Annotated in this window: 27 protein-coding genes and 2 riboswitches; of the genes, 22 read left to right on the plus strand and 5 right to left on the minus strand. The window is 71.4% G+C overall.

The features are described 5' to 3' along the window. Positions 1-9: 9 nt before the first annotated feature. Positions 10-591, minus strand: a complete 582-nt coding sequence (locus KF941_RS11070; RefSeq protein WP_052095767.1) for a hypothetical protein — start codon at positions 589-591, stop codon at positions 10-12. Positions 592-680: 89 nt separating this feature from the next. Between KF941_RS11070 and leuD the strand changes: the two genes are divergently transcribed. From leuD to bluB, 6 genes are all read left to right on the plus strand, one after another. Beyond that, entirely contained in the window at positions 681-1,286 is a 606-nt protein-coding gene (gene leuD, locus KF941_RS11075; RefSeq protein ID WP_114535007.1) for a 3-isopropylmalate dehydratase small subunit, read from the plus strand. Beyond that, positions 1,277-2,329, plus strand: coding sequence for an endonuclease/exonuclease/phosphatase family protein (locus KF941_RS11080; protein WP_214273339.1), 1,053 nt, complete (start codon positions 1,277-1,279; stop codon positions 2,327-2,329). Before leuD ends, KF941_RS11080 begins: the two co-directional genes overlap by 10 nt. A 160-nt stretch (positions 2,330-2,489) precedes the next feature. Beyond that, a riboswitch (cobalamin riboswitch) is annotated at positions 2,490-2,696 on the plus strand. 35 nt (positions 2,697-2,731) lie between these two features. Further along, positions 2,732-2,908: a CbtB domain-containing protein gene (locus tag KF941_RS11085; protein WP_024843046.1), complete on the plus strand. Its 177-nt coding sequence runs from the start codon at positions 2,732-2,734 to the stop codon at positions 2,906-2,908. A gap of 1 nt (position 2,909) precedes the next feature. Further along, positions 2,910-3,608, plus strand: coding sequence for a CbtA family protein (locus KF941_RS11090; protein ID WP_072461111.1), 699 nt, complete (start codon positions 2,910-2,912; stop codon positions 3,606-3,608). 70 nt (positions 3,609-3,678) lie between these two features. Then, on the plus strand, positions 3,679-4,215 hold the full coding sequence (locus KF941_RS11095; protein WP_114535005.1) for a hypothetical protein: 537 nt from the start codon (positions 3,679-3,681) through the stop codon (positions 4,213-4,215). Continuing rightward, positions 4,215-4,838, plus strand: coding sequence for a 5,6-dimethylbenzimidazole synthase (gene bluB / locus KF941_RS11100; protein WP_214273688.1), 624 nt, complete (start codon positions 4,215-4,217; stop codon positions 4,836-4,838). The genes KF941_RS11095 and bluB overlap by 1 nt, the downstream gene beginning before the upstream one ends. A gap of 33 nt (positions 4,839-4,871) precedes the next feature. Here the strand turns inward: bluB and KF941_RS11105 are convergent, their stop codons facing one another. Together KF941_RS11105 and cobO are read right to left on the minus strand one after the other, a co-directional pair. After that, on the minus strand, positions 4,872-6,374 hold the full coding sequence (locus KF941_RS11105; protein WP_214273340.1) for a hypothetical protein: 1,503 nt from the start codon (positions 6,372-6,374) through the stop codon (positions 4,872-4,874). 59 nt (positions 6,375-6,433) lie between these two features. Then, the gene (gene cobO, locus KF941_RS11110; RefSeq protein WP_114535003.1) at positions 6,434-7,045 is read right to left on the minus strand and encodes a cob(I)yrinic acid a,c-diamide adenosyltransferase; all 612 of its coding nucleotides are present in this window, start codon (positions 7,043-7,045) and stop codon (positions 6,434-6,436) included. A gap of 37 nt (positions 7,046-7,082) precedes the next feature. Continuing rightward, positions 7,083-7,285, plus strand: a riboswitch (cobalamin riboswitch). A gap of 75 nt (positions 7,286-7,360) precedes the next feature. Between cobO and KF941_RS11115 the strand changes: the two genes are divergently transcribed. From KF941_RS11115 to cobJ, 7 genes are read left to right on the plus strand one after another with little or no spacing between them, the layout of a single operon-like run. After that, positions 7,361-7,714, plus strand: a complete 354-nt coding sequence (locus tag KF941_RS11115) for a DUF1636 domain-containing protein (protein ID WP_214273341.1) — start codon at positions 7,361-7,363, stop codon at positions 7,712-7,714. A gap of 3 nt (positions 7,715-7,717) precedes the next feature. Beyond that, positions 7,718-8,752: a cobalamin biosynthesis protein CobW gene (cobW, locus tag KF941_RS11120; RefSeq protein ID WP_114535002.1), complete on the plus strand. Its 1,035-nt coding sequence runs from the start codon at positions 7,718-7,720 to the stop codon at positions 8,750-8,752. A gap of 2 nt (positions 8,753-8,754) precedes the next feature. Next, positions 8,755-11,925 (plus strand): cobaltochelatase subunit CobN, encoded by a 3,171-nt coding sequence (gene cobN / locus KF941_RS11125; RefSeq protein ID WP_214273342.1) that lies wholly within the window; start codon positions 8,755-8,757, stop codon positions 11,923-11,925. Then, a complete protein-coding gene (locus tag KF941_RS11130) occupies positions 11,922-13,085 on the plus strand; it encodes a precorrin-3B synthase (RefSeq protein ID WP_214273343.1) in 1,164 nt (387 codons plus the stop codon). The genes cobN and KF941_RS11130 overlap by 4 nt, the downstream gene beginning before the upstream one ends. Before the next feature lie 54 nt (positions 13,086-13,139). After that, positions 13,140-13,769, plus strand: coding sequence for a precorrin-8X methylmutase (locus KF941_RS11135; RefSeq protein ID WP_116223092.1), 630 nt, complete (start codon positions 13,140-13,142; stop codon positions 13,767-13,769). 2 nt (positions 13,770-13,771) lie between these two features. Further along, positions 13,772-14,521 (plus strand): precorrin-2 C(20)-methyltransferase, encoded by a 750-nt coding sequence (locus tag KF941_RS11140; RefSeq protein WP_214273344.1) that lies wholly within the window; start codon positions 13,772-13,774, stop codon positions 14,519-14,521. After that, complete coding sequence (gene cobJ / locus KF941_RS11145) at positions 14,518-15,246, plus strand: precorrin-3B C(17)-methyltransferase (protein ID WP_214273345.1); 729 nt, start codon at positions 14,518-14,520, stop codon at positions 15,244-15,246. The genes KF941_RS11140 and cobJ overlap by 4 nt, the downstream gene beginning before the upstream one ends. Here the strand turns inward: cobJ and KF941_RS11150 are convergent. Next, positions 15,222-15,959 carry a cobalt-precorrin-6A reductase gene (locus tag KF941_RS11150; RefSeq protein WP_214273346.1) on the minus strand — a complete coding sequence of 246 codons (738 nt, stop codon included), beginning with the start codon at positions 15,957-15,959 and terminating at the stop codon, positions 15,222-15,224. The two genes, cobJ and KF941_RS11150, sit on opposite strands and share 25 nt — an antisense overlap. On the opposite strand from KF941_RS11150, the gene cbiE reads away from it, so the two are divergent. From cbiE to KF941_RS11195, 9 genes are all read left to right on the plus strand, one after another. Then, entirely contained in the window at positions 15,958-17,130 is a 1,173-nt protein-coding gene (gene cbiE, locus KF941_RS11155) for a precorrin-6y C5,15-methyltransferase (decarboxylating) subunit CbiE (RefSeq protein ID WP_214273347.1), read from the plus strand. The two genes, KF941_RS11150 and cbiE, sit on opposite strands and share 2 nt — an antisense overlap. Next, the gene (locus tag KF941_RS11160; RefSeq protein WP_214273348.1) at positions 17,127-17,477 is read left to right on the plus strand and encodes a cobalamin biosynthesis protein; all 351 of its coding nucleotides are present in this window, start codon (positions 17,127-17,129) and stop codon (positions 17,475-17,477) included. The genes cbiE and KF941_RS11160 overlap by 4 nt, the downstream gene beginning before the upstream one ends. Then, positions 17,474-18,247: a precorrin-4 C(11)-methyltransferase gene (gene cobM / locus KF941_RS11165; protein WP_214273349.1), complete on the plus strand. Its 774-nt coding sequence runs from the start codon at positions 17,474-17,476 to the stop codon at positions 18,245-18,247. Before KF941_RS11160 ends, cobM begins: the two co-directional genes overlap by 4 nt. After that, positions 18,244-19,533, plus strand: a complete 1,290-nt coding sequence (locus KF941_RS11170) for a cobyrinate a,c-diamide synthase (protein ID WP_214273350.1) — start codon at positions 18,244-18,246, stop codon at positions 19,531-19,533. Before cobM ends, KF941_RS11170 begins: the two co-directional genes overlap by 4 nt. Next, positions 19,530-20,279 (plus strand): precorrin-6A synthase (deacetylating), encoded by a 750-nt coding sequence (cobF, locus tag KF941_RS11175; protein WP_214273351.1) that lies wholly within the window; start codon positions 19,530-19,532, stop codon positions 20,277-20,279. Before KF941_RS11170 ends, cobF begins: the two co-directional genes overlap by 4 nt. Beyond that, positions 20,264-20,572: a DUF1636 family protein gene (locus KF941_RS11180; protein WP_072461124.1), complete on the plus strand. Its 309-nt coding sequence runs from the start codon at positions 20,264-20,266 to the stop codon at positions 20,570-20,572. The genes cobF and KF941_RS11180 overlap by 16 nt, the downstream gene beginning before the upstream one ends. A gap of 369 nt (positions 20,573-20,941) precedes the next feature. Beyond that, on the plus strand, positions 20,942-21,397 hold the full coding sequence (locus KF941_RS11185) for a cytochrome c (RefSeq protein ID WP_214273352.1): 456 nt from the start codon (positions 20,942-20,944) through the stop codon (positions 21,395-21,397). Next, positions 21,397-21,978, plus strand: coding sequence for a cytochrome b/b6 domain-containing protein (locus KF941_RS11190; RefSeq protein WP_072461126.1), 582 nt, complete (start codon positions 21,397-21,399; stop codon positions 21,976-21,978). Before KF941_RS11185 ends, KF941_RS11190 begins: the two co-directional genes overlap by 1 nt. 101 nt (positions 21,979-22,079) lie before the next feature. Beyond that, positions 22,080-22,238 carry a hypothetical protein gene (locus KF941_RS11195; RefSeq protein ID WP_157034061.1) on the plus strand — a complete coding sequence of 53 codons (159 nt, stop codon included), beginning with the start codon at positions 22,080-22,082 and terminating at the stop codon, positions 22,236-22,238. A gap of 30 nt (positions 22,239-22,268) precedes the next feature. Here the strand turns inward: KF941_RS11195 and parC are convergent, their stop codons facing one another. After that, positions 22,269-24,512 (minus strand): DNA topoisomerase IV subunit A, encoded by a 2,244-nt coding sequence (gene parC / locus KF941_RS11200; RefSeq protein WP_116223288.1) that lies wholly within the window; start codon positions 24,510-24,512, stop codon positions 22,269-22,271. Positions 24,513-24,525: the final 13 nt, after the last annotated feature.

The raw sequence follows: 24,525 nt of genomic DNA on the forward strand, positions 1-24,525 counted from the left end.
CGCGGGGCCTTACCGGCCCCGCCGCAGCAGCATCAAGGCGTTGATCGCAATCAGCCAGAGCCCGGCGTTCTCGAACCAGAAGTTGTATTTGATGTTCGCGAAATCGGCGCTGATGAGCCTGTCCACATGATGAAAGCCCACCGCGCGCACCAGCACGAAGCCGCACAGCACGGCCAGCCCCAGCAGGGCCGGGCCGTTGCGGCGCATGTGCCCGCGCAGGGCATTCGTCGTCCAGGCCAGCGCGAGTGCCACGCCCAGCACCAGCCCGGCGATGAAGGCCAGCTGCACCATATGGCGGTCGTCGTACCAGCCCTGCGCCCGCGCCATGCAGCGTCCGGTGGCGGTCAGCGCGGTCTGCAGGTCCAGCTGCTTGTTCACCCCCAGGAAGGCCATCAGCCCGGCGATCGTCAGCCACAGCCCGCGCGCCGCGCCGGCCGGACGGCGGCGCAGCACCATGACGGCCAGCACGAAGCACAGGAAGTAAGAGAGCACCGTCAGCCAGCCGGTGATCTCGGGGTCTCCGATCTGCGGCCTCCAGTCGCGCGCAATGCAGGCGCGCAGGGCCGCAAGGCTGGAAAACCCGAAAAACATCAGCGAAGCCCTTTCCATGGCGCAAGGCGCCGGACGGGTCTCGGTTAACGGGCCGCTGCGGCCCAAGTCAATTCTGCGAGGATCACGACATGGACAAGTTCACCACCCTGACCGGAATCGCGGCACCCATGCCGCTGGTCAACATCGACACCGACATGATCATCCCGAAACAGTTCCTGAAGACGATCCACCGCTCGGGTCTGGGCAAGAACCTGTTTGACGAGATGCGCTATGACGCCCAGGGCAACGAGATCCCGGATTTCGTGCTGAACCAGCCGGCCTGGCGCGACAGCCAGATCATCGTCGCCGGCGACAACTTCGGCTGCGGCAGCTCGCGCGAACACGCGCCCTGGGCGCTGCTGGATTTCGGCATCCGCTGCGTGATCTCGACCAGCTTCGCCGACATCTTCTACAACAACTGCTTCAAGAACGGCATCCTGCCCATCGTCATGCCGCCAGAGGTGGTGGACGTGCTGATGGAGGACGCCAAGAAGGGCGCCAACGCCCGCATGACCGTGGATCTGGAAAACATGACCGTGACCACCTCGGACGGGCAGAGCTTCCCCTTCGAGCTGGACCCGTTCCGCCGCCACTGCCTGCTGAACGGGCTGGACGACATCGGCCTGACCATGGAAAAGGCCCCCGCCATCGACGCCTACGAGGCGCAGATGGCCCAGAGCCGGCCTTGGGTGTAAGGCTGCTTGCCGGGGCGGCGCTGATCGCCGCCCTTGGCCTGGCCGCCCAGGCCGATCCGCTGCGGATCGCGACCTTCAGCCCCGACCTGTCGCGCGACGGGCCGGGGCTTTTGTTGCGCGACCTCGGCCGCAAGGATGCGCAGATCGACGCCGTGGTGCAGGTGTTGGCGGAAACCCGGCCCGACATCCTGCTGCTGACGCATTTCGACTGGGATTACGAGGACAGCGCGCTGGACGCCTTTGCCGCCAGGCTGGCGCAGGCCGGGCTGGACTATCCGCACCGCTTCGCCGCCCGGCCGAATTCCGGCATGGCGACCGGGCTCGACCTGAACGCCGACGGGCGGCTGGGCACGGCCGACGATGCGCAGGGCTTCGGCACCTTCTCGGGGCAGGGCGGCATGGCGATCCTGTCGCGCCATCCGCTCGGGCCGGTCAAGGATTACACGGATTTCCTCTGGCGCGACCTGCCCGACAACCTGATGCCGCCGCTGCCCGAGGAGGTGGCGGCCATCCGCCGCCTGTCCTCGACCGCGCATTGGGATGCGGTGGTCACGGTCGCGGGCCGGCCGCTGCACCTCTTGGCCATGTCCGCGACGCCGCCGGTCTTCGACGGGCCCGAGGATCTGAACGGGCGACGCAACCATGACGAGCTGGCGTTCTGGCTGCATCACCTGCCCGACGGCCCCTTCGTTCTGGCCGGGAACCTGAACCTCGACCCCCTGGACAGCGAAGGCCGGCCCGAGGCGCTGGCCCGGATCATGGCCCATGTCACCGACCCCCTGCCCCGCAGCGCGGGCGGCGCGACGGCCAAGGGCGGGGTGAACGACGGCCACCGGGGCGATCCGGCGCTGGATACCGGCGACTGGCCGGACGACAAGCCGCCGGGCAACCTGCGCGTCGACTACGTCCTGCCGGCAAGGCCGCTCAAGGTGCTGGACTCGGGCGTGTTCTGGCCGGCCGAGGGACCGCTGGCCAAGGCCGCGCTGGCCGCTTCCGCGCACCGGCTGGTCTGGGTCGACCTGGACTGGCCGCCGGCACCCTGATTCGGACAAGCCCCTTCCGCCCGTCCCCGCGCGATGCCCCGGCATCTTCTCCGTTGTCCAAATACCCATGCGACGGCGCCGCCTGCCGGCCCGTCGCCCGGCCTTCGACCCCGCCCGCAGCGGCCACCCGATTCCGCTTGCCGCCGCCGCGGCATCGCAGGTAACATGCGCGTGTATCGGTGCCCCTTTCCGGGGCCAAAAGGGAATGCGGTGCGGTCCTCGGCGTCTCGGGGGCCAAATCCGCAGCCGCCCCCGCGACTGTAGGCGGAGAGCGGACGTCCATCGCGCCACTGGCCATCCGGCCGGGAAGGCGGGCGTCTGCCGTGACCCGCAAGCCAGGAGACCTGCCGATGCAGGAACCGCAATGTCGTCGGGTTGGACGACCAAAGGAAAGGGTCGCAGATGACCGCAAAACCCATGACCGCCGCCGGCGCCAGCCGCGCCTCGGTCCTGTTTCCCGCCATCGCCGCCTTCGCGATCGGCTTCGGGCTGATCTTCATGTCCGGGCTGGTGCAGGCCGAGACCCTGCATGACGCCGCCCATGACGTGCGTCACGCGACCGGCTTCCCCTGCCACTGACATGTTCTCGCGCATTCTGACCAGCGGGTTGATCGCTGGCGCTGCAACGGGGCTGATTGCCGCCCTGTTGCAGCTTTGGTTCGTGCAGCCCGTGCTGCTGCATGCCGAACTGTATGAATCCGGCCAACTGGCCCATTTCGGCGCCGAGGCCGTCGGCGCGCACCAGGACTTGGGGCCCTTCGAATGGACCCGCAACATGCTTTCGGTCCTGTTCACCATGATGGTCTATGCCGGCTACGGGCTGATGCTGGTGGCGCTGATGGCGCTGTCCGAGGCGCAGGGCAACGCGGTCACGGCGCGGCAGGGGCTGCTTTGGGGCCTGGCCGGCTACCTGACCATGCAGCTTGCCCCCGCCTTCGGCCTGGCGCCGGAAGTGCCGGGCGTCGCCGCCGCCGATGTGCAGTTGCGCGCGATCTGGTGGCTGGGCACCGCCGCCGCCACCGGGCTCGCGCTGTGGCTGGTCGCCTTTGGCAAGGGCTGGGCGGCCTGGGGCGTGGCCATCGTGCTGATCCTGGCGCCGCATGTGATCGGCGCGCCGCAGCCCGACAGCTATGCCGGCCCGGTCCCGCCCGAGCTTTCGGCGGAATTCGCCGGGCGCGCCCTGGGTGCCGGCGCCATGGCCTGGGCGCTGCTCGGCCTGCTGGCCGGCTGGTTCTGGCAGCGCGAAAGCCAACGCGCGCCGGTGCCGCAAGCCGCCTGATCCGGGCCGCAACCGTTTCGGCCGGGCGTGCCTGTCGCGCCCGGCCCTTTCATGAAAGCGGGGAAAAGACATGGATCGTTCGATCCCGATGCTGCTGATCGGCCTGATCTTCGGCGGCGGCATGGGCTTCGTCATCGCCGCCGCCAACGGCATCACGCTGGACGGCCACGACCACGGCGCGCATGGCCACGGCACCCAGGCCGCGGCGCATGACCACGGCGCGCCCATCGACCTGCCCGCGGGCAGCGCCACCGCCTCGGCCCGGCTGGAGCCCGACAGCACCGCCGGCTGGAACCTGTTCGTCGAGGCCGAGGGCTTCTGCTTCGCCCCCGAACATGCCGGGCTGGCCGATCGCCGCGGCGAGGGCCATGCGCATCTTTACCTGAACGGCGCCAAGATCGCCCGGCTCTACGGCCCGGCCCATCACCTCGACATGCTCGCCGCCGGCGACCGGCTGCGGGTCGAGCTGAACTCGAACGACCACCGCCCGCTGACCGTGGCGGGCCGGCCGCTCGCCGTGGAACTGACCGTGCCCGACCGCCCGGTCGGCATCCGCGCCGGGGCCGAGGGCCTGCCCGACAGCGCCATTTGCGCCACGCCCCGATGATGCGGTTCGGCCCCGAGGACCAGGCGGCGCTGGACCGCATCCTGTGCTGGCGCCGCGACGTGCGGCATTTCCGCGACGACCCGATCCCCGAGCCGCTGCTGGAGGAATTGCGCGCGGCGATGGAACTGGCGCCCTCGGTCGGCAATGCCCGGCCCTGGCGGGTGATCCGGGTCGAAAGCCCCGATCTGCGCGCCGCGATCCGCGCCGATTTCCTGCGCTGCAATGCCCGGGCCGCCGCACGCTACCAGGGCCGGCAGCGGCAGGAATACGATGCGCTGAAGCTCGCCGGGCTGGACCGCGCGCCGGTCTGGCTGGCCGTCTTTACCGAGATCGACCCGTCCGAGGGCCACGGCCTTGGCCGCGCCACCATGCCGCAGACCCTGCGGCAATCGACGGCGATGGCGATCCATGCGCTGTGGCTGGCGGCACGGGTGCGCAACCTGGGGCTTGGCATGGTCTCGATCCTCGACCCCGCGCGGATCGGCCCGCTGCTGGCGGTGCCCGAAAGCTGGGAGTTCTCGGCGCTGCTCTGCCTGGGCTGGCCCGAGTTCACCGACGACACGCCGCTGCTGCACCGCACCGGCTGGCAGGAAAACACCGCCTCCGGCTGGCAACGGCGCTGAAAGGCCCCGCCGCATCCGGCGGGGCCGCTTGGTTCAGGGCTGCGAGGTGGCCGGGCCCATGGGCTGGCCGTTGACGGTAAAGGGGCCGCCGCCCTCGGGCATCTGGATGTCCCAGACATTCTCGCCGCTCGCGCCGGGCTTGGCCATGGCGCGGGCCATGCGCAGCATCATCAGCGGCTGGGCGGCCTCTTCGGGCGGGGCCGCGGCCAGCGCCGCCTCGACCTTGTCGAGCCCCGTGGCCGAGATCAGCGCCGCGCCGGTGGGCGCCGCGCCCGGACCGGCCGCGATGTCCGCGCGATAGTCGATCTGGTAGCCGTCGCCCTTGATCTGCGACGGCGCAAGCTTCAGGTCGGCCGTGCCGCCAGGCAGCAGCGCCGCCTGCAGCTGTTCGGGCACCAGCCGCGCAAAGGGTTCCTCGGCGGCCAGGTCGAAGCCCTCGATCAGCATCTTCGCCGGCGCCGCCAGGTCGAAGCCCGAGGCGGTGAAATCCAGCGTCACCTCTTGCGGCAGGATCGGCTCGACCCAGGGCGGCAGCACGCCCTCGGGCACGGTCACGCCCAACAGCGCCACCCGTTCGTGCAGCCGGCCGTCGGCGGTGGCGCCGGACAGGCCGACCGTCACCTTGGTCGAGGCAAGGCCGAACTCGCCCAGCGGAGAGCCGATCTTCAGATCATGCAGGACCGCCTCCATCGACAGGTCGTCCCACAGCGGCATGGCGGCGGCCAGCTTGTCGCGCAGCCCGTCCTGCGAGCCCTTGATCAGCTCCTCGGACGGGTGGGCGACGAACCAGGCGAGCAGGGACAGCATGCCTTCGGTGCGCGCGCCGGTGATCTGGCCGCTGCCCTCGTAGCCGGGCGCGGTGATCTGGAAGGTCATCGGCTGGCCGCCCGGACCCATCAGGATCTCCTGCGACTGCTCCAGCCCCTCGGCGGTGAAGCTCATGGCCTGGTCGACGCCGCCGGCCTTGCCGGGCGCGCCGGTCAGCGACACCTCCATCCGCGCCGTGCGCTGGTGATCGCGCGAGACGACCTCGGGCTCGGTCGGGGGCTGTTCGGGCGCGGCTTCGGCGCCGGGCGGCGGCGGGGGCGCATATTGCACCGACTCGATGACGTAATCCGTCATCACCGCCGTCTGTTCGCGGAAACTCATCAGCCCCTCGTCCCAGATGCCGGTGGATTCGACCCTGGTCGTGCCCTTCTGCTCGAACAGGCGCGGCACCACCACCGACCAGCTCAGCACCTGGTCCTCGCTGACGCCCCAGCTGCCGTCGCCATTGTCGGTCAGCCGATAGGTCAGGGCCGAGACGCTGACCTGGGCCTGCTCGGCCGGAACCTGCGCCAGCAGCGGCGCCGGGTCGATCCGCAGTTCATAGCTTTCGCCCTGGGGGGTGACGGCGACCACGCCCTCGGTGCCGCCGAAATAGGTCTGGAAAACGCCGCGCAGCCGCGCGGCCCCCTCTTCGGTGGCGGGCACGGCCCAGGCCGCCGAGACGGGGCAGATCGCCAGCAGCGCCACAAGGCCTTGTCTCGCAAACATGTCCGAACATCCTTTCGAATTCACTGATCCTGCACAAGCGGCAGATGACAGGAAACAGGCTAGAACTCCACCCCCGGTTGCGCCTTGATGCCATCGCGGAAGGGGTGCTTGACCTGTTCCATCTCGGACACAAGATCGGCAAGCTCGATCAGTTCCGGCTTGGCGTTGCGTCCGGTCAGGACCACATGCGTCATCGGCGGCTTTTCGCTGCGCAGGAAATCCAGCACCTCGTCCAGGTCCAGGTAGTCATAGCGCAGCGCGATGTTGATCTCGTCCAGCAGGACCATGCGGATCTGCGGATCGCGGATCAGCTCCTTGGCCTTTTCCCAGCCGGCGCGGGCGGCGGCGATGTCGCGCTCGCGGTCCTGGGTTTCCCAGGTGAAGCCCTCGCCCATGGCGTGGAACTGGCACAGGTCGCCGAAATGCGTGGTCAGCAACCGCCGCTCGCCGGTGTCCCAGGCGCCCTTGATGAACTGCACCACCGCGCAGGGCATGCCATGGGCGATGCAGCGCAGGATCATGCCGAAGCCCGAGGACGACTTGCCCTTGCCCTTGCCGGTATGGACGATGACCAGGCCCTTCTCGCCCTGCTTCTCGGCCATCATCCGGTCGCGGGCGGCCTTGATCCGGGCCATCTTCTCGGCGTGGCGGGTATTGTCGTCGGTCTGCATCGGGCACTCCTTCGCTTGACAAGTCGGGACCGGGCGCGCACAGACGAGAGGCGCTGGTTCCTGTCCTACGACAGGCGAAGAGGGAATGCGACAGGCAACCGCCTGGAAGCAGCCGCCCCCGCGACCGTGACCGGAAAGGTCGCCCCGAGGCCACTGGCGAGACGCCGGGAAGGCGGGGCGGCCGTGGGCCCAGGCCCGAATCCGCAAGCCGGGAGACCTGCCAGCGCGCGAAGGATTGACCGGCGGACGGGGTGTTCCCGCTGGGGCTTGGGCGCTGGTCCCCTGCCTCGTGCCGCCTTGAGGGATGAAGGGCGCATGACCGTCACGCTGCATGTCTGCATCACCTGCCGCGCCGGCCAGCCCGTCCCCGAGGGCGAGCCCGTGCCCGGCGCGCGGCTGCATGACGCGCTGGCGGCCGAAGGCGCCCCCGACGGCGTGCGCATCGTCCCCGTCGAATGCCTGTCCGCCTGCGCCAACGGCGCCGCCATCGCGCTGTCGGCGGCGGGCCGCTGGACCTATGTCTACGGCCGCATGTCGGCCGAGGACGCGACCGAGATCCTGCTGGGCGCCGCCGCCTATGCCCAGGCCCCCGACGGCATCGTGCCCTGGCGCGAGCGCGTCACGATTTTCCGCAAGCGCAGCCTCGCGCGCATTCCCCCGATTGGATAGAAGATGAACGACCTGACCAAGACCCCCGTCACCGTCATCACCGGCTTTCTGGGCGCCGGCAAGACCACGCTGATCCGCCACCTGATGTCGCAGCCGCAGGGCAAGCGGCTGGCGGTGCTGGTCAACGAATTCGGCACCATGGGCGTCGACGGCGAGATCCTGAAGTCCTGCGCCGACGAGAATTGCCCGGCCGAGAACATCATGGAGCTGTCGAACGGCTGCATCTGCTGCACCGTCGCCGACGATTTCATCCCGACGCTGGAACGGCTGATGGCGATGCCGGTCAAGCCCGACCACATCCTGATCGAGACCTCGGGCCTGGCCCTGCCCAAGCCCTTGCTGAAGGCCTTCGACTGGCCGGCGATCCGCTCGCGCATCACCGTGGACGGGGTGATCGCGCTCGCCGATGCCGAGGCGGTGGCGGCGGGCCGCTTCGCCCCCGACGAGGCCGCGGTCGAGGCGCAGCGCGCCGCCGACGACAGCCTGGACCACGAGACGCCCCTCTCCGAGGTGTTCGAGGACCAGATCGCCTGCGCCGACATCGTGCTGCTGTCCAAGGCCGACCTGGCCGGCGAGCAGGGGCTGGCCGCCGCCCGCGCCGTGATCGAGGCCGAGGCGCCGCGCAAGCTGCCGATCCTGCCGCTGACCGACGGGGTGATCGACCCGCGCGTGATCCTGGGCCTGGGTGCCGCGGCCGAGGACGACCTCGCCGCCCGCCCCAGCCACCACGACGGCGCCGACGACCACGAACACGACGATTTCGACTCGGTGGTGATCGAGCTGGCCGAGATCGCCGACCCCGGCGAGCTTGCCGCCCGCATCGAGCGGCTGGCCCGCGAACAGAACATCCTGCGGGTCAAGGGCCATGTCGCCGTCGCCGGCAAGCCCATGCGCCTCTTGGTGCAGGCGGTGGGCGAGCGGGTGCGGCACCAATACGACCGGCCCTGGGGCGACGCCCCCCGCGCCTCGCGCCTGGTGGTGATCGCCGAACATGACGACATCGACGAGGCCGCGATCCGGGCGGTCCTGGCTGCCTGACGATGCATGTCGTCTTCCGCGAAAGCCGTGGGCTGGAAGAGACCGAGGTTCCGACCGACCCCGGCCAAGGCCCCGCCGACCTGGTCGTGCTGTCCTATTCCGACAGCGACCTCGGCGCTTTCGCGGCGGGCTGGCATCGCGCTGCCGGGGGGCTGCCTTCGCTGCGGCTGTGCAACCTCTCGGCGCTGCGGCACCCGGTCTCGGTCGATCAGTATTGCGAGGCGACGCTTTCCGGCGCCCGCGCCGTGCTGGTCCGGCTGATCGGCGGCGAGCCCTATTGGCATTACGGCGTCGCCAGCCTCCAGGATCTGGCCCGCCGCCGCGGGATCGCCCTGGCCTTCCTGCCGGCGGACGGGCGTCCCGACCCGACGCTGGAGCGGTTTTCCACCCTGCCGCTGCCGCTGCTGCATCGGCTGGCGGCGCTTTGCGACCAGGGCGGTGCGGTCGCGGCGCAGATGGCGCTGGCGGAACTGGCCGGGGCCGCCGGCCTGCCCGCCGCCCCGGTCCAGGGGCAGGCCGCGATCCCGGACTTCGGTTTCTACGATCCCGACCGCGGCGTCATCGACCGCCCCCGGCCCGACCCCGAACCCGGCGTGCTGGTCAGCTTCTATCGCAGCTACCTGACCGCGGCCGACCTGGCGCCGGTGGACGCGATGATCCGCGCCCTGCGCACGGCCGGCTTTGCCGCGACCGGGGTCTTTGCGCCCTCGCTCAAGGCGCCGGGCTTTGCCGACTGGCTGGCGCCGCACCTGCCCGGCCTTGTCGCGGTGGTGAACCTGACCGCCTTTTCCGCCCGCGACGATGCCGGCGCCACGCCCTTCGACGGCACGGATTGCCCGGTCTTCCAGGTGGCGCTGTCCACCGCGCCCCGCGCCCTCTGGGCGGCCGAGGATCGCGGGCTTTCCGCCGCCGACCTGGCGATGCATGTCGTGCTGCCCGAGGTGGACGGCCGCATATTCCTGGGCGCGATCAGCTTCAAGGAACCGCAAGAGCGCGACCCCGACCTGCAACTCGCCCGCGTGATCCATGCCCCCGACCCGGACCGCATCGAGGCGGCGGTGGCGCGGATCACCGCCTGGCACCGGCTGCGGCAGGCGACACGCCGCGCGGTGGTGCTGTCCACCTATCCCGGCAAGGCGCATCAGCTGGCCCATGCGGTCGGACTGGACGCGCTGGCCTCCTGCGGCGCGATCCTCGGGCTTCCCCATGACGACCTGGGCCGGCAGCTGACCGCCGAGCGCATCCACTGGCCGCTCTCGGACTACCGGCAAGCGCTGGCCCGCCTGCCGCAACGCCTGCGCGACGACCTCGCCGCCGCATGGGGCGAGCCCCCCGACGGCTTCCGCTTCGCCGCCCTCCGCCACGGCGCCGACCTGATCGCCCTGCAACCAGAACGCGGCGAGGCAAAGACCCGCGCCGACGACTACCACGACCTGACGCGCACCCCGCGCCATGAATATGTCGCCTTCTACCTGTGGCTGCGCACGCAGGCGGACGTGCTGATCCACATGGGCGCGCATGGCACGCTGGAATGGCTGCCCGGCAAGTCGGTTGCCCTGTCGGGCGAATGCTGGCCCGAGGCGCTGCTGGCCGACATGCCGGTGATCTATCCCTTCATCGTCAACGATCCGGGCGAGGCTGCGCAGGCCAAGCGCCGGCTTTCCGCCGTGACGCTGGGCCACCTGCCGCCGCCGCTGGCGGATTCCGCGGTGCCCGAGAACCTCGCGCATCTGGAGCGGCTGCTCGACGAATATTCCACCGCCGACGGGCTGGATCCGCGCCGGCGCGACCGGCTGATCGCGGCGATCCGCGACGAGGCCCGCGCCGCCGGGGTGGAAACCGACCTGGGCCTGCCCCCCGACGCCGCGGCGGCCGAGGCGATCCCGCTGATCGACCGCTTCCTCTGCGATCTCAAGGACAGCCGCTTCGGCGACGGGCTGCATGTCTATGGCACCGGCCCCTGCGGCGCGGCCGAACGCGAAGGGCTGGCGCGCGCGCTGGCCGGCCAGCGGGTCGCACCCGGCCCCTCGGGCTCGCCGGCGCGGGGGCGGCAGGACGTGCTGCCGACCGGGCGCAACCTTTTCACCGTCGATCCCCGCGCCGTGCCCTCGCGCAATGCCCATGCCCAGGGGGTGAAACTGGCCGAGGAACTGCTGCGCCGCCACCTGCAGGACCATGGCGACTGGCCCCGCGGCCTGGTCGTCGACCTCTGGGGCAGCGCCACCATGCGCACGGCGGGCGAGGAATTCGCCATGGCGCTGCATCTCGCCGGCCTCAGCCCGCGCTGGGACGGCGCCTCGGGCCGGGTCGCGGGCATCGAGATCCTGCCCCTGGCCGAGCTTGGCCGGCCGCGGATCGACGTGACGCTGCGGGTCTCGGGCCTGTTTCGCGACATCTTCCCCGGCCTCGCCCAGCTTTTCGAGACCGGGGCCGAGGCGCTGGCGGACCGCGACGAAACCCCAGCCGACAACCCCTATCGCAACCGCGCCCCCCGCGTCTTCGGCCCCAAACCGGGGCTCTACGGCCTCGGCATCACCGACCTGGCCGAGAGCTTCACCGACCAGGCGCGGCAGGCGGCGGGCGAGGCCTGGCTGGCCGCCTCCTCCCATGCCATCGCCGCCGATGGCCGGATCACCCACCAGCCGCAGGCGATTCGCGACCGCTTGGCCCAGGCCGATGCCTTCGTCCATGCGCAGGACCTGCCGGAATCCGACCTGCTGCTGGCCGGCGACTATGCCGCGCATGAGGCGGGCTTCGCCGCCGCCATGGCGCGGATCGGCGCCGCGCGGCCGGCGCTCTACCACCTCGACGCCACCCGCCCGGACCAGCCGCGGGCCCGGACCCTGGCCGAGGAAATCGCCCGCGTCACCCGCGCCCGCGCCGCCAATCCGGCCTGGGCCGACGGCATGATGCGGCACGGCTTTCGCGGCGCGGCCGAGATCGCGGCGACGCTGGACCACATGGCCGCCTTCGCCAACCTGGCCGGCGTGGTGCCCGGCCATCTCTTCGACCTCTATCACGACGCCACGCTGGGCCGGCCCGAGGTCCTGGCCTTCATGGAACGCGAAAACCCCGCCGCGCTCGCCGCCATGCGCGCGCTTTTCGCGCGGCTGCTCGAATCGGGCCTCTGGGTCAGCCGCCGCAACTCGGTCCTGGCGGAGCTGGCGCCATGAGCTTCGCCGTCAAGGGCTGGTGCCCCGGTGCGCTGCGGCCGATGCAATCGGGCGACGGGCTGGTGCTGCGCATCCGGGCGCGGAACGGCCGGCTGGAACCGGACCAGGCACGGCTGATCGCGGCACTCTCGGCCCGGCACGGCAACGGGCTGATCGACCTGACCAGCCGCGCCAACCTGCAACTGCGCGGGCTGGACCCTTCCGGCCATGCCGCGGCCGTCGCCGCCCTGGCCGGCATCGGCCTGATCGACGACGACCCGGAATCCGAGGCACGGCGCAACGTGATCCTGTCGCCCTTCGCCCCGATGGGCGGCCCGGCCTGGCAACTGGCCGAGGCCATCGCCCAGGCGATGACCGCGCCCGATGCGCCGCAGGTGCCCGGCAAGTTCGGCTTTGCCGTCGATGCCGACCCGCCGGTGCTGGCCGACACGCCCGCGGACATCAGGCTGCGCCCGCAAGGCCCAGGCTGGCTGATCCTGCCGGACGGCGCCGATTGGGCGCTCAAGGCCGATAACACCGCCCAGGCCGCCACCCGCGCCATCGCCCTGGCGCATTGGTTCATGCAAGGCGGCGTGCAGGACGGCCGCGGGCGGATGCGCGACCACCTGCGCCGCGCCCCCGCCCTGCCCCATGGCGCGACCCCGCTGCCGTCTTCTCTGTTGCCCAAATACCCATGCGACAGCGCCACCGGAACCGCCGGCGCCCAACCGCCCGCCCCCGGCCCGGCACCGAACGGCTGGCTGCTGGGCTTCGCCTTCGGCCAGATCACGCCGGCGCAGCTGGCCGCCGCCGCCGCGATCGGCCCGCTGCGCCTGACCCCCTGGCGCGCGCTGCTGATCGAGGGTGCTGTCCGCCCGCGGATCGAGGGCGCGATCCTCGACCCCCACGACCCGCTCCTGCGCATCCATGCCTGCACCGGCGCGCCCGGCTGCCCGCAGGCTTTGGCCGATGTCCGCGCCCTGGCCCGCAGCCTCGCCCCGCGCCTTGCCCCCGGCCAAAGCCTGCATGTCAGCGGCTGCGCCAAGGGCTGCGCGCATCGGGGCGCGGCCTCGGTCACGCTGGTCGCCACCGCGCCCGACCGCTTCGACCTGATCCGGGACGGCGGCACCCGCGATCCCGCCGCGCAGGGCGGGCTTGCGCCGCATCGCATCCCGCTCTGACCTTGCCCAATGCCCGCTTGCATGAGATAGCCGCGAAAATCCCAGGGAACCCCGATGCTGCACCAATACGAAACCGACGGCGCCCGGATCTACGCGCAGTCCTTCGCCACCATCCGGGCCGAGGCCGACCTCGCCCGCTTCACCGCCGAAGAGGAGCCCGTCGTCGTGCGCATGATCCATGCCGCCGGGCTGGTGGGGCTGGAGCGCGACGTGGCATTCTCGCCCGGCATGGCCGCGGCGGCGCGCCAGGCGCTGGAAGGCGGCGCGCCGATCCTCTGCGATGCGCGCATGGTCAGCGAGGGCATCACCCGCGCCCGCCTGCCCGCCGAAAACCGGGTCATCTGCACGCTGCAAGACCCGCGCGTGCCGGACCTCGCCGCCCGGATGGGCAACACCCGCAGCGCCGCGGCGCTGGAGCTGTGGCGCGACGACCTGGATGGCGCCGTGGTCGCCATCGGCAATGCGCCGACGGCGCTGTTCCACCTGCTCAACATGCTCCGCGATCCGGCCTGCCCGCGCCCGGCCGCGATCATCGGCTGCCCGGTGGGCTTCGTCGGCGCGACGGAATCCAAGGCCGCGCTGATGGACGACCTGCCGGCGCCGGCGCTGATCGTGCGCGGGCGGCTGGGCGGCTCGGCCATCACCGTCGCCGCCGTCAACGCGCTCGCCAGCCGAAAGGAATAGCCATGGGCCCCCGAACCGGAAAGATCATCTGCGCGGGCCTCGGTCCCGGCGATCCCGACCTGATCTCGGTCCGCGCCGACCGCGCCATCCGCGGCGCGCGGCAGATCGCCTATTTCCGCAAGAAGGGCCGCGCCGGCCAGGCCCGCCGCATCGTGGCAGGGATGCTGGCCCCGGACGTGGTCGAACATGCGATGGAATATCCGGTCACGACCGAGATCCCCTTCGACAGCCCGGAATACAACCGGCTGCTTTCGGGTTTCTACGACGACTGGACCGTGCGGCTGGCCGCCCTGGCCGCCGACAGCGACGTGGTGGTGCTGTGCGAGGGCGACCCGCTGTTCTACGGCTCGTTCATGCATCTGCACGCCCGGCTGCAAGGCATCGTCACGGTCGAGATCATCCCCGGCATCCCCGGCATGACCGGCTGCTGGAACGCCATCGGCCAGCCGATGACCTGGGGCGACGATGCGATGACGGTGCTGATGGGCACCCTGCCCGAGGCGGAACTGGCCCGCCACATGCGCGCCGCCGATGCGGTGGTGGTGATGAAGACCGGCCGCAACCTGCCCAAGATCGCCCGCGCGCTGGCCGCGGCCGGCCGCATGGCCGATGCCTGGCTGGTCGAGCGCGGCACCATGCCCAACCAGCGCGTGACGCCGCTGGCGCAGGCCGACCTGGACGCCTGCCCCTATTTCGCCACCGTGCTGGTGCATGGCAACGGCCGCCGCCCTCTGGCGGATGCTGCGGAATGAGCGGCTGGGTCGCGGTGGCGGGCCTGGGGCCGGGCGCGGACGATCTCGTCACGCCCGAGGTCCGGGCGGCGCTGGCCGAGGCCACCGACATCGTGGGCTATATCCCCTATGTCGCCCGCGTCGCCCCGCGCGCGGGTCTGGCGCTGCACCCCTCGGACAACCGGGTCGAGCTGGAGCGCGCCCGCTTCGCGCTGCACCTGGCGGCGGAGGGCAAGCGGGTCGCGGTGGTCTCCTCGGGCGATCCGGGGGTCTTTGCCATGGCCTCGGCGCTGTTCGAGGCGCTGGAGGGGCGCGAGGACGCCCCCGAGATCCGCATCCTGCCCGGCATCACCGCCATGCTGGCGGCAAGCGCCCGGATCGGCGCGCCGCTGGGCCATGACTTCTGCGCCATCAACCTGTCGGACAACCTCAAGCCCTGGGCGCTGATCGAAAAGCGCCTGCGCCTGGCGGCCGAGGCGGATTTCGCCATGGCCTTCTACAACCCACGCTCCAAGGCCCGGCCCGAGGGGTTCGCCCGCGTGCTGGAGATCCTGCGCGAGGCTTGCGGGCCGGACCGGCTGATCTGCTTCGCCCGCGCCGTCTCGACCCCGGACGAGGCGATCCGCACCGTCACCCTGGCCGAGGCCCGCCCCGAGATGGCCGACATGCGCACCGTCGTCATCCTGGGCAACAGCGCCACCCGCCGGGTCGGCCCCTGGGTCTATACGCCGCGATCCGTGCCATGAAGCCAGGCCATCACCTCGGCCGGCGTGGCGACGACGCGGCGCAACGGCAGCACGGGACGGTCGATCATCACCACCGGCAGGCCCAGCGCGCGGGCGGCAGCCAGCTTGGCCTGGGCGGCCTGGCCCCCGGCATTCTTGGCGACGACATGGGCGATGGCGTGGCGCCGCATCAGCGCGATGTCGCCCGCGACGGTGAACGGCCCGCGCGAGACGATCAGCGTGGCGTCGCGCAAGGGATGCGCCGCCACCTCGGCGAAACGCAGCATCCAGACATGGTTCAGCCCGACGAAGGGCTGCAGGTTCTGCCGCCCGATGGCCAGGAACACCGCCGAGCCGTCGCCCGGCAGCGCGCGGGCGGCGGCCTCGTAATCGGCGACGCGGGTCCAGCGGTCGCCCGGCTCGGCCACCCAGGGCGGCCGCTCCAGCGCGATCAGCGCCGTGCCGGTCGCGCAGCAGGCGGCGACGGCATTGCGGCTCATACCCTCGGCAAAGGGATGGGTGGCGTCGATGACATGGCTGATGCGCTCGGCCCGCAGATAGTCGGCCAGCCCCTCGGGCCCGCCGAAGCCGCCGATGCGCGTGGGCAGGGGCTGCGCCACCGGGTTGGCGGTGCGGCCGGCATAGGAATAGACCGCATCCAGGCCGGCCTTGGCCAGCGCGCGGGCCATGGCCCCCGCCTCGGTGGTGCCGCCCAGCAAAAGGATGCGCGTCATGCCTGATCCCTGGCTTTCCATCATCGGTATCCAGGAAGATGGCCTTGCCGGCCTGCCGCCTGCAAGCCGCGATGCGCTGGATCGGGCGGAAATCGTCTTCGGCGCGCCGCGGCACCTGGACCTGGCGGGGATCGCGGGGCCGCGGGGCCGGGAATGGCCGGTGCCCTTCGACCTGGCCCCGCTGCTGGCCCTGCGCGGGCAAGGCGTGGCGGCGCTGGTCTCGGGCGATCCGTTCTGGCACGGCGCCGGCGGCAGCATCGCCGCCGTCCTGGACCCCGGCGAATGGCGGGCCTTTCCCGCGCCCGGCACGTTTTCCCTGGCCGCGGCACGGCTGGGCTGGCGGCTGGAAAAGGTCGCCTGCCTTGGCCTGCACGCCGCACCCCTGGCCCGGCTGCGCCCGGTGATGGCGCGCGGCGCGCGGGCGATCTGCCTGCTGCGCGACGGCTCTGCCCCGGCCGCCCTGGCGGAGTGGCTGCGGGCGCAGGGGCTGGGCGCGACGCGCATGGTGGTGATGGAGGCGCTTGGCGGCCCGCGCGAACGCATCCGGCAGGCGCGCGCCCAGGGCTTCGCGCTGGACTGCGCCGCCCCGGTCGCGGTGGCGCTGGACGGGACGGACCTGCCGCCGGGCGCCGGCCTGCCGCGCGGCTTCGGCCTGCCCGACGACAGTTTCGCCCATGACGGCCAGATCACCCGCCGCAGCGTCCGGGCGATGACGCTGGCGGCGCTTGGCCCGCGGGGGGGCGAGATGCTGTGGGACATCGGCGGCGGCTCGGGCTCGGTCAGCGTCGAGTGGTGCCTGAACGGCGGCCGCGCCGTGACCGTCGAGCCCCGCGCCGACCGCATCGCCAATATCGCCGCGAATATCGAGGGCTTCGGGCTGGCCGGCCGGATGCGTGCCCTGCACGGCAGCGCGCCCGAGGCTCTGGCCGGCCTACCGCCGCCCGATGCGATCTTCGTCGGCGGCGGCGCTTCGGCCACGCTGATCGACGCCCTGCCCCCGGCCCGGCTGGTGGTGAACGCGGTGACGCTGGAGACCGAGGCGCTGCTGATCGCCCTTCACGCCACGCGCGGCGGCAACCTGACCCGCATCGCGCTGGAGGAAGCCGCGCCGCTGGGCCGGATGCGCGGCTGGACCCCGGCGCGCAGCGTCACGCAATGGAGCTGGCCATGAGGGTCGCGGGCATCGGCTTTCGGCAGGCGGCAAGCCTTGCCTCGCTGCAAGACGCCTTGGCCCGCGCCGGCGCGGCGGATGCGCTGGCGACCAGCCCGGCCAAGGCGCAGGCGGGGGTGATGCGGGCACTGGCCGCCCGGACCGGCCTGCCGCTGCTGGCGGTCGAGGTCGCCGGCATCGCCACCCCCACGCAATCGCCGCGCATCCTGGCGCGGCTTGGCACCGGCTCGCTGGCCGAGGCGGCGGCGCTGGCCGCGCTTGGCCCCGGCGCGCGCATCGTCGCGCCGCGCGTGACATCGCAAGACGGCATGGCCACCGCCGCCGTCGCAGAAGGAGACCCCGCATGACCGTCCATTTCATCGGCGCCGGCCCCGGTGCGGCCGACCTCATCACCCTGCGCGGCCGCGACCTGATCGCCGCCTGCCCGGTCTGCCTCTATGCCGGCTCGCTGGTGCCCGAGGCGCTGCTGAGCCATTGCCCGCCCGGCGCGCGGATCGTGAACACCGCGCCCATGGACCTGGACCAGATCGTCGCCGAGATCGCCGCCGCGCATCGGGCGGGCCATGACGTGGCGCGGCTGCATTCGGGCGACCTGTCGGTCTGGTCGGCCATGGGCGAGCAATTGCGCCGGCTGCGCGACCTTGGCATCCCCTATGACGTGACGCCCGGCGTGCCCTCGTTCGCCGCCGCCGCGGCGGCGCTGGGGACGGAACTGACCCTGCCCGGCCTCGCGCAATCGGTGGTGCTGACCCGAACCTCGGGCCGCGCCTCCTCGATGCCCGCGGGCGAGACCCTGGCCAATTTCGCCGCCACCGGCGCCACGCTGGCCATCCACCTGTCGGTGCATGTGCTGGACCGCGTGCAGGCCGAGCTGGTGCCGCATTACGGCGAGGGTTGCGCGGTCGCGGTGGTGTTCCGCGCCAGTTGGCCCGACCAGCGCATCATTCGCGCCACGCTGGGCACGCTGGACCCCGCCATCGGTGCGGGCGAGCGCACGGCGCTGATCCTGGTCGGCCCTGCGCTGGCGGCCGAGGGCTTCGACGAAAGCCGGCTCTATGCCGGCGATTACGACCGCCGCTTCCGCCCCGTAGGCACCGCACCGAGGTTCCCCGAATGAAGGGCCTTGTCGTCAGCGCCCCCGCCTCGGGGTCCGGCAAGACCACGGTCACGCTGGGGCTGATCGCGGCCTTGCGGGCGCGCGGGCTGGTGGTGCAGCCCTTCAAGAGCGGGCCGGACTATATCGACCCCGCCTTTCACCGCGCAGCGGCGGGGCGCGAATCCTATAACCTCGACAGCTGGGCCATGGGCCGGGCGCAGATCGCGCATCTGATCGGCACGGCCGGAGGGGCGGATATCGCGCTGGCCGAGGGCTCGATGGGGCTGTTCGACGGCGTGGCCCATGCGGGCGGCTGCGGCAATGGCGCCAGCGCCGACATCGCCGCGCTGACCGGCTGGCCGGTGGTGCTGGTCATGGATTGCAAGGGGCAGGCGCAATCCGCCGGCGCCGTGGCGCTGGGGTTCCGCGCAATGCGCCGCGACGTGGCCCTGGCGGGGGTGGTGCTGAACCGCGTCGCCTCGCCCCGCCACGAAGCCTTGATGCGGCACGCGCTGGAGGCGCTGGCCATCCCGGTGCTGGGCGTGCTGCCGCGCGAGGCCGGGATCGAGCTGCCCGAGCGACACCTGGGCCTGGTGCAGGCACAGGAACATGCCGCGCTGGAGGCCCTGCTGGCGGCGGCGGGCGAGGCGGCGGCGCGGCACCTGGACCTGGACGCCATCATCGCCGCCGCCACGGGCGGGATCGCGGCCGAGCCCTTTCGCCCGCTGTCGCCGCCGGCCGAACGCATCGCGCTGGCACAGGATGATGCGTTTTCCTTTGTCTATCCGCATCTCATTGCCGGCTGGCGGGCGGCGGGGGCGACGATCCTGCCGTTTTCGCCGCTGGCCGACCAGGCGCCGGACGACAGCGCCGGGGCCTGCTGGCTGCCCGGCGGCTATCCCGAATTGCACGCGGGCCGGCTGGCCGCGGCCGGCCGCTTTCGCCAGGGGCTGCGCCGCTTTGCCGAGACGCGCCCGGTGCATGGCGAATGCGGCGGCTACATGGCCATGGGCGCCGGGCTGGTCGATGCCCAGGGCACCCGGCACGAAATGGCCGGGCTGCTGGGGCTTGAGACCAGCTACGAGCGGCGCCGGATGCACCTGGGCTATCGCCGGGCCGAGCCCTTGGCCGGGCTCTATCGCCAGCCGCTGGCCGGGCACGAGTTCCACTATGCCACCATCCTGGCCCAGCCCGACGCAGCCCTGGCCCGCGTCACTGACGCCAATGGCGATGCGGTGCCCGAGACCGGCTCGCGCCGCGGCCATGCCACCGGCACCTTCTTCCACCTGATCGGAGAGGCGCCATGATCGAGCTTGCGCTGATCGGCATCGGCACCGGCAGCCCCGGCCACCTGACACGCGAGGGCGTGGCCGCCATGGCCGATGCCGACCTGATCCTGATCCCCTCGAAGGGCGAGGACAAGGCCGACCTGGCCGCGCTGCGCCAGGCGCTTTGCCGGCAGGTGCTGGTCAGCCCGCCGCCGCTGGCCGTCTTCGACATGCCCGCGCGCGACATCTCGGACGGCTACCGCCAGGGCGTCGAGGCCTGGCACGACGCCATCGCCGCGCGCTGGGAACAGGTGATCCGCGCCCATGGCGCCATCCGCCCGGCGCTGCTGGTCTGGGGCGACCCCTCGCTTTACGACAGCACGCTGCGCATCGCGGAACGGGTGGCGCGGCGCCTGCCCTTGAACCTGCGGGTGATCCCCGGCATCACCGCGATCCAGGCGCTTTGCGCCGCCCATGCCATTCCGCTGAACGCGGTGGCGGCGCCGGTGCTGATCACCACCGGCCGCCAGATCCGCGACCATGGCTGGCCCGAGGCCGTGGACCGGCTGGTCGTCATGCTGGACGGGGAATGCTCGTTCCAAAGCCTGGATGCCCAGGGGCTGCATATCTGGTGGGGCGCATTCCTGGGCATGCGCGAGCAGATCCTGATCTCCGGGCCGCTGCCCGAGGTGGCGGGCCGCATCCTGGAAACCCGCGCCCGCGCGCGGGCCGAGCATGGCTGGATCATGGACGTCTATCTGCTGGACCGATGCCGGTCACGCTGACCCTGCCGCCGGGCTCTGATGCCGATGCGCTGGCCGAGGCATTGCGCACGCTTGGCCCCGACATCGCGCTGCGCCGCGCCGCGCTGCGGGCCCGCGATGCCCGGCCGGTGCTGATGGCGCTGCAGGCGCCGGGGCGCGGCGCCTATCTGTTCCACGACCTGCGCCCCGCGGATGCGGGCGACATCGCGGCGACAATCCGCGCCTATCTGGCGGCGCCGGATGGCTGGATCATGGACGCCCGGCCCTGCGGGCGGCTGCGGCATTGCCTGAAGCTGCGCATCCCGGCGGGCTGAAAAAGCCGCCGCCCATGCCCGCGCGGAGGGAGGAGACGCGGCATGGACGGCGGTCGCTCATGAAGCACCCCGTGCGGCGCGGGGTAACGGGATAATGCCCCGTCCGTTTCAGCCTGCACCCGGCGCGCGGCAGGGCGCAAGCGCCGCAGCCCCGCGCAACCGCAATGAGAGCGGTTTTGCCCAAATCCTGACCATCGGCACCGTCGGGCGGTGAAAAAACCACGGTTCCGCGAATGGAAAACCCCGCCGGACCAGGGAGTTTTCACGAAAATGGCATCGCCGGATGCGTTGGCAGGCGGGACGGGCTGTGCAACTCTGAGGCGGCGCGAACCCGATTGCAGCCCTATGCCACATGAAAGGAACGACGACATGCGCCTGATTCTCACTGCCGCCGCCCTTGCTGCGGTTCCGCTGGCCAGCCTGGCCCAGGACGACCCGGTCAAGCAGGCCATCGAGGCCCGCCACGGCTTTTACCAGATGCTGGCCATCAACATGGGCACGCTTTCGGGCATGGCCAAGGGCGACCTGGCCTATGACGAGACCGCGGCCAGCCGCGCCGCCGCCAATATCGAGGCGCTGGTGCAATACGACCTGCCGAGCCTGTTCATCGAAGGCAGCAGCTCGGCCGAGGCCCAGGACAGCGCGGCCAAGCCCGACATCTGGTCCGACCCCGAGGATTTCCGCACCAAGTTCGCCGGGCTGGGCGAAGCGGCGACCGGCGCCTCGGATGCCGTCCGGGGCGGCGCGGGGGATGTCGGCGCGGTGGTGCAGAAGCTGGGCGGCGCCTGCAAGGCCTGCCACGACAATTATCGCGAAAAGAGCTGATGAAAGGCCCGGTGCGCGAGGTCCGGCTGTGGGATCCGCTGCTGCGCGCATTCCACTGGCTGCTGGCCTTTTTCGTCATCGCGGCCTGGGGCCTGGGCCAGTTCGGCCCGGCCAGGATGACGCTGCATTTCTGGTGCGGCTATGTCGTGGCGGGCCTGCTGGTCTTTCGCCTGGTCTGGGGCTTCGTCGGCCCGGCCCCGGCGCGGTTCTCGCATTTCGTCCGCGGGCCGGGGGCCGTCGCCGGCTATATGCGCGGCCTGATGCTGCGCGAGCCCAGCTATTGGCCGGGGCACAACCCGATGGGCGCGCTGTCGGTGATCGCCATGCTGGCGGTGCTGGCGGCGCAGGTCAGCAGCGGGCTGATCTCGGATCCCGACGACTATATCAACGTGGGGCCCCTGGCCTCTTACGTCAGCGGGGCCACGCGGTCCAAGGCGGTAGGCTGGCACAACCTGGGCGCCAACCTGATCCTGGTCCTGGTGCTGCTGCATGTCGCGGTGATCCTGTTCTATCGCTACTGGAAGCGCGAGGATCTGGTGCGGCCGATGATTACCGGCCGCAAACAGGTTCGTGAAGACTGAGGCAGCGGAATTGATCGAATCGCCCCCGCATGTCAGGCTGGAAGCGTGTCGAGGCCTGCGCTCAGGCCTGTCCGGCATGCCTGAACCGCACGAAGGAGCCGATGATGATCAGCAAGACCGTCGCCCTCGCGCTGGCTTTCTCGATGGCCGCCATTCCCGCGCTTGCGGATTGCCCCGGCCACAAGAAGGTCTCCAGCGACCAAACGGCGGCGACCACGCCGACCGAAAGCCCGGCCCCCGCGCCGAGCGTGAACAGCTAGCGTAAAGGGCGGGACCAGACCCGCCCTTTTTCAATTGAACCTGTTGTCGCGCGGAAAGCCGCGCGGCGCCATATAGCCTGCGCCCGCCCGCTTGCCGAGCCATTCGGACAGGTCCGGTTCGCTGCGCGTCCGGCCGCCGGTTTCCTGCCAGCGCAGCCCTTCGGCCAGGGTGATGCAGATCGCGTCCGACAGTCCGCCGTCCTTGTATTTCTGCAAGCGCACGCCCTTGCCGCGGGCCATTTCCGGCAGTTCGGACAGGGGAAACACCAGCAGCTTGCGGTTCTGCCCCACCACCGCGACATGGTCGCCGGTCACGCGGCGGCAGAGCAACGCCTCGCCGTTCAGCACCTGCTTGCCGGCGCGGGTCTGCGCCAGCATGTCGCTGGCCGCCACGACGAACCCGTCCCCGGCCTTCGAGGCGACCAGGTAGCGCTCGCCCTCGCGCCAGGGAAAGAGGTCGATCACCGCGGCATCGTTGGGCAGGTCGATCATCAGCCGCAGGGGCTCGCCCATGCCGCGCCCGCCGGGCAGGTTGTTCGCCAGCAGGGTATAGAAGCGGCCGTTGGCGGCAAAGACCATCAGCTTGTCGGTGGTCTCGGCATGGATCGCCATGAAGGGGCCGTCGCCATCCTTGAACTTGACCTCGGCGTCCAGCGGCTGGTGGCCCTTCATGGCGCGGATCCAGCCCATCTTCGACAGGATCACGGTGATCGGCTCGCGCTCGATCATGGCGTCCAGGTCGATCTCGGCCACCTCGCCCGCTTCGCCGATCTCGGTGCGGCGCTGGCCGCCGGGGGCGGACTTGCCGAACTTGGCCCGCGTCTCGCGCAGCTCCTCGGCAATCTTCGCCCATTGCGCGCCCTCGTCGGCCAGCATGGCGGCCAGGCCCTCGCGCTCGCGGGTCAGGTTCTCGTGTTCGGCGCGCAGCTCGATTTCCTCAAGCCGGCGCAGCGCGCGCAGGCGCATGTTCAGGATCGCCTCGACCTGCACGTCGGACAGCTTGAACTCGGCGATCATCACCGCCTTGGGGTCGTCCTCGTGCCGGATGATCTCGATCACCCGGTCGAGGTTCAGGAAGGCGATCATGTAGCCCTCCAGCACCTCGAGCCGGGCCGCGATCTTGTCCAGCCGGTGGTTCGAGCGCCGCACCAGCACCTCGCGCCGGTGGTCGAGGAAGGCGCGCAGCACCTCTTTCAGCGAGCAGACCTTGGGCACGCGCCCGTCGATCAGCACGTTCATGTTCAGCCCGAAGCGCACTTCCAGGTCGCTGACGCGGAACAGCGCCGCCATCAGCTGCTCGGGGTCCACGGCGCGGGTGCGGGGTTCCAGCACGATGCGGATGTCCTCGGCCGATTCGTCGCGCACATCGGCCAAGATCGGCACCTTCTTCAGCTGGATCACCTCGGCCAGCCGCTCGATCAGCTTGGATTTCTGCACCTGGTAGGGGATCTCGGTGACGACGACCTGCCACTGGCCGCGGCCCAGATCCTCGACCGACCAGCGCGCCCGCAGCCGCAGGCTGCCGCGGCCGGTCCGGTAGGCCTCGGCGATGGTCTCGCGCGATTCGACCAGCACGCCGCCGGTCGGGAAATCCGGTCCCGGCACGATCGAGACCAGGGTGTCGTCGCGCGCATCCGGCGCCTTGATCAGATGCAGGCAGGCGTCGATCACCTCGTGCAGGTTGTGCGGCGGCACGTTGGTCGCCATGCCGACCGCGATGCCCGAGGCGCCGTTGCACAAAAGGTTCGGGAAGGCGGCGGGCAGCACGATGGGCTCTTCCAGCGTGCCGTCGTAGTTCGGGCGGAAATCGACCGCGTTCTCGGCCAGCCCCTCCATCAGCGCCTCGGCGGCCGCGGTCAGCCGGGCCTCGGTATAGCGGCTGGCGGCGGGGTTGTCGCCGTCGATATTGCCGAAGTTGCCCTGCCCGTCGACCAGCGGATAGCGCATGGCAAAGGGCTGGGCCAGACGCGCCATGGCGTCGTAGATCGCGGCATCGCCATGCGGGTGATAGTTGCCCATCACGTCGCCGCTGATCTTGGCCGACTTGCGGAAGGCGCCGGTCGGGCTAAGCCGCAATTCGCGCATGGCATAAAGGATGCGGCGATGCACCGGCTTCAGCCCGTCGCGCGCATCCGGCAGCGCCCGGTTCATGATGGTGGACAGCGCATAGGTCAGGTAACGCTCGCCGATGGCGCGCGACAGCGGCTCGGAGCTGGTCTGATCCGCGCTGGGATCGGGCGGGGTCGGATCGGGAACATTCGGATCGTCGGACATGGCCGATTGAATA

Origin of the sequence: Paracoccus sp. pheM1 (assembly GCF_018499825.1) — a bacterium.
Classification (GTDB): Bacteria; Pseudomonadota; Alphaproteobacteria; order Rhodobacterales; family Rhodobacteraceae; genus Paracoccus; species Paracoccus versutus.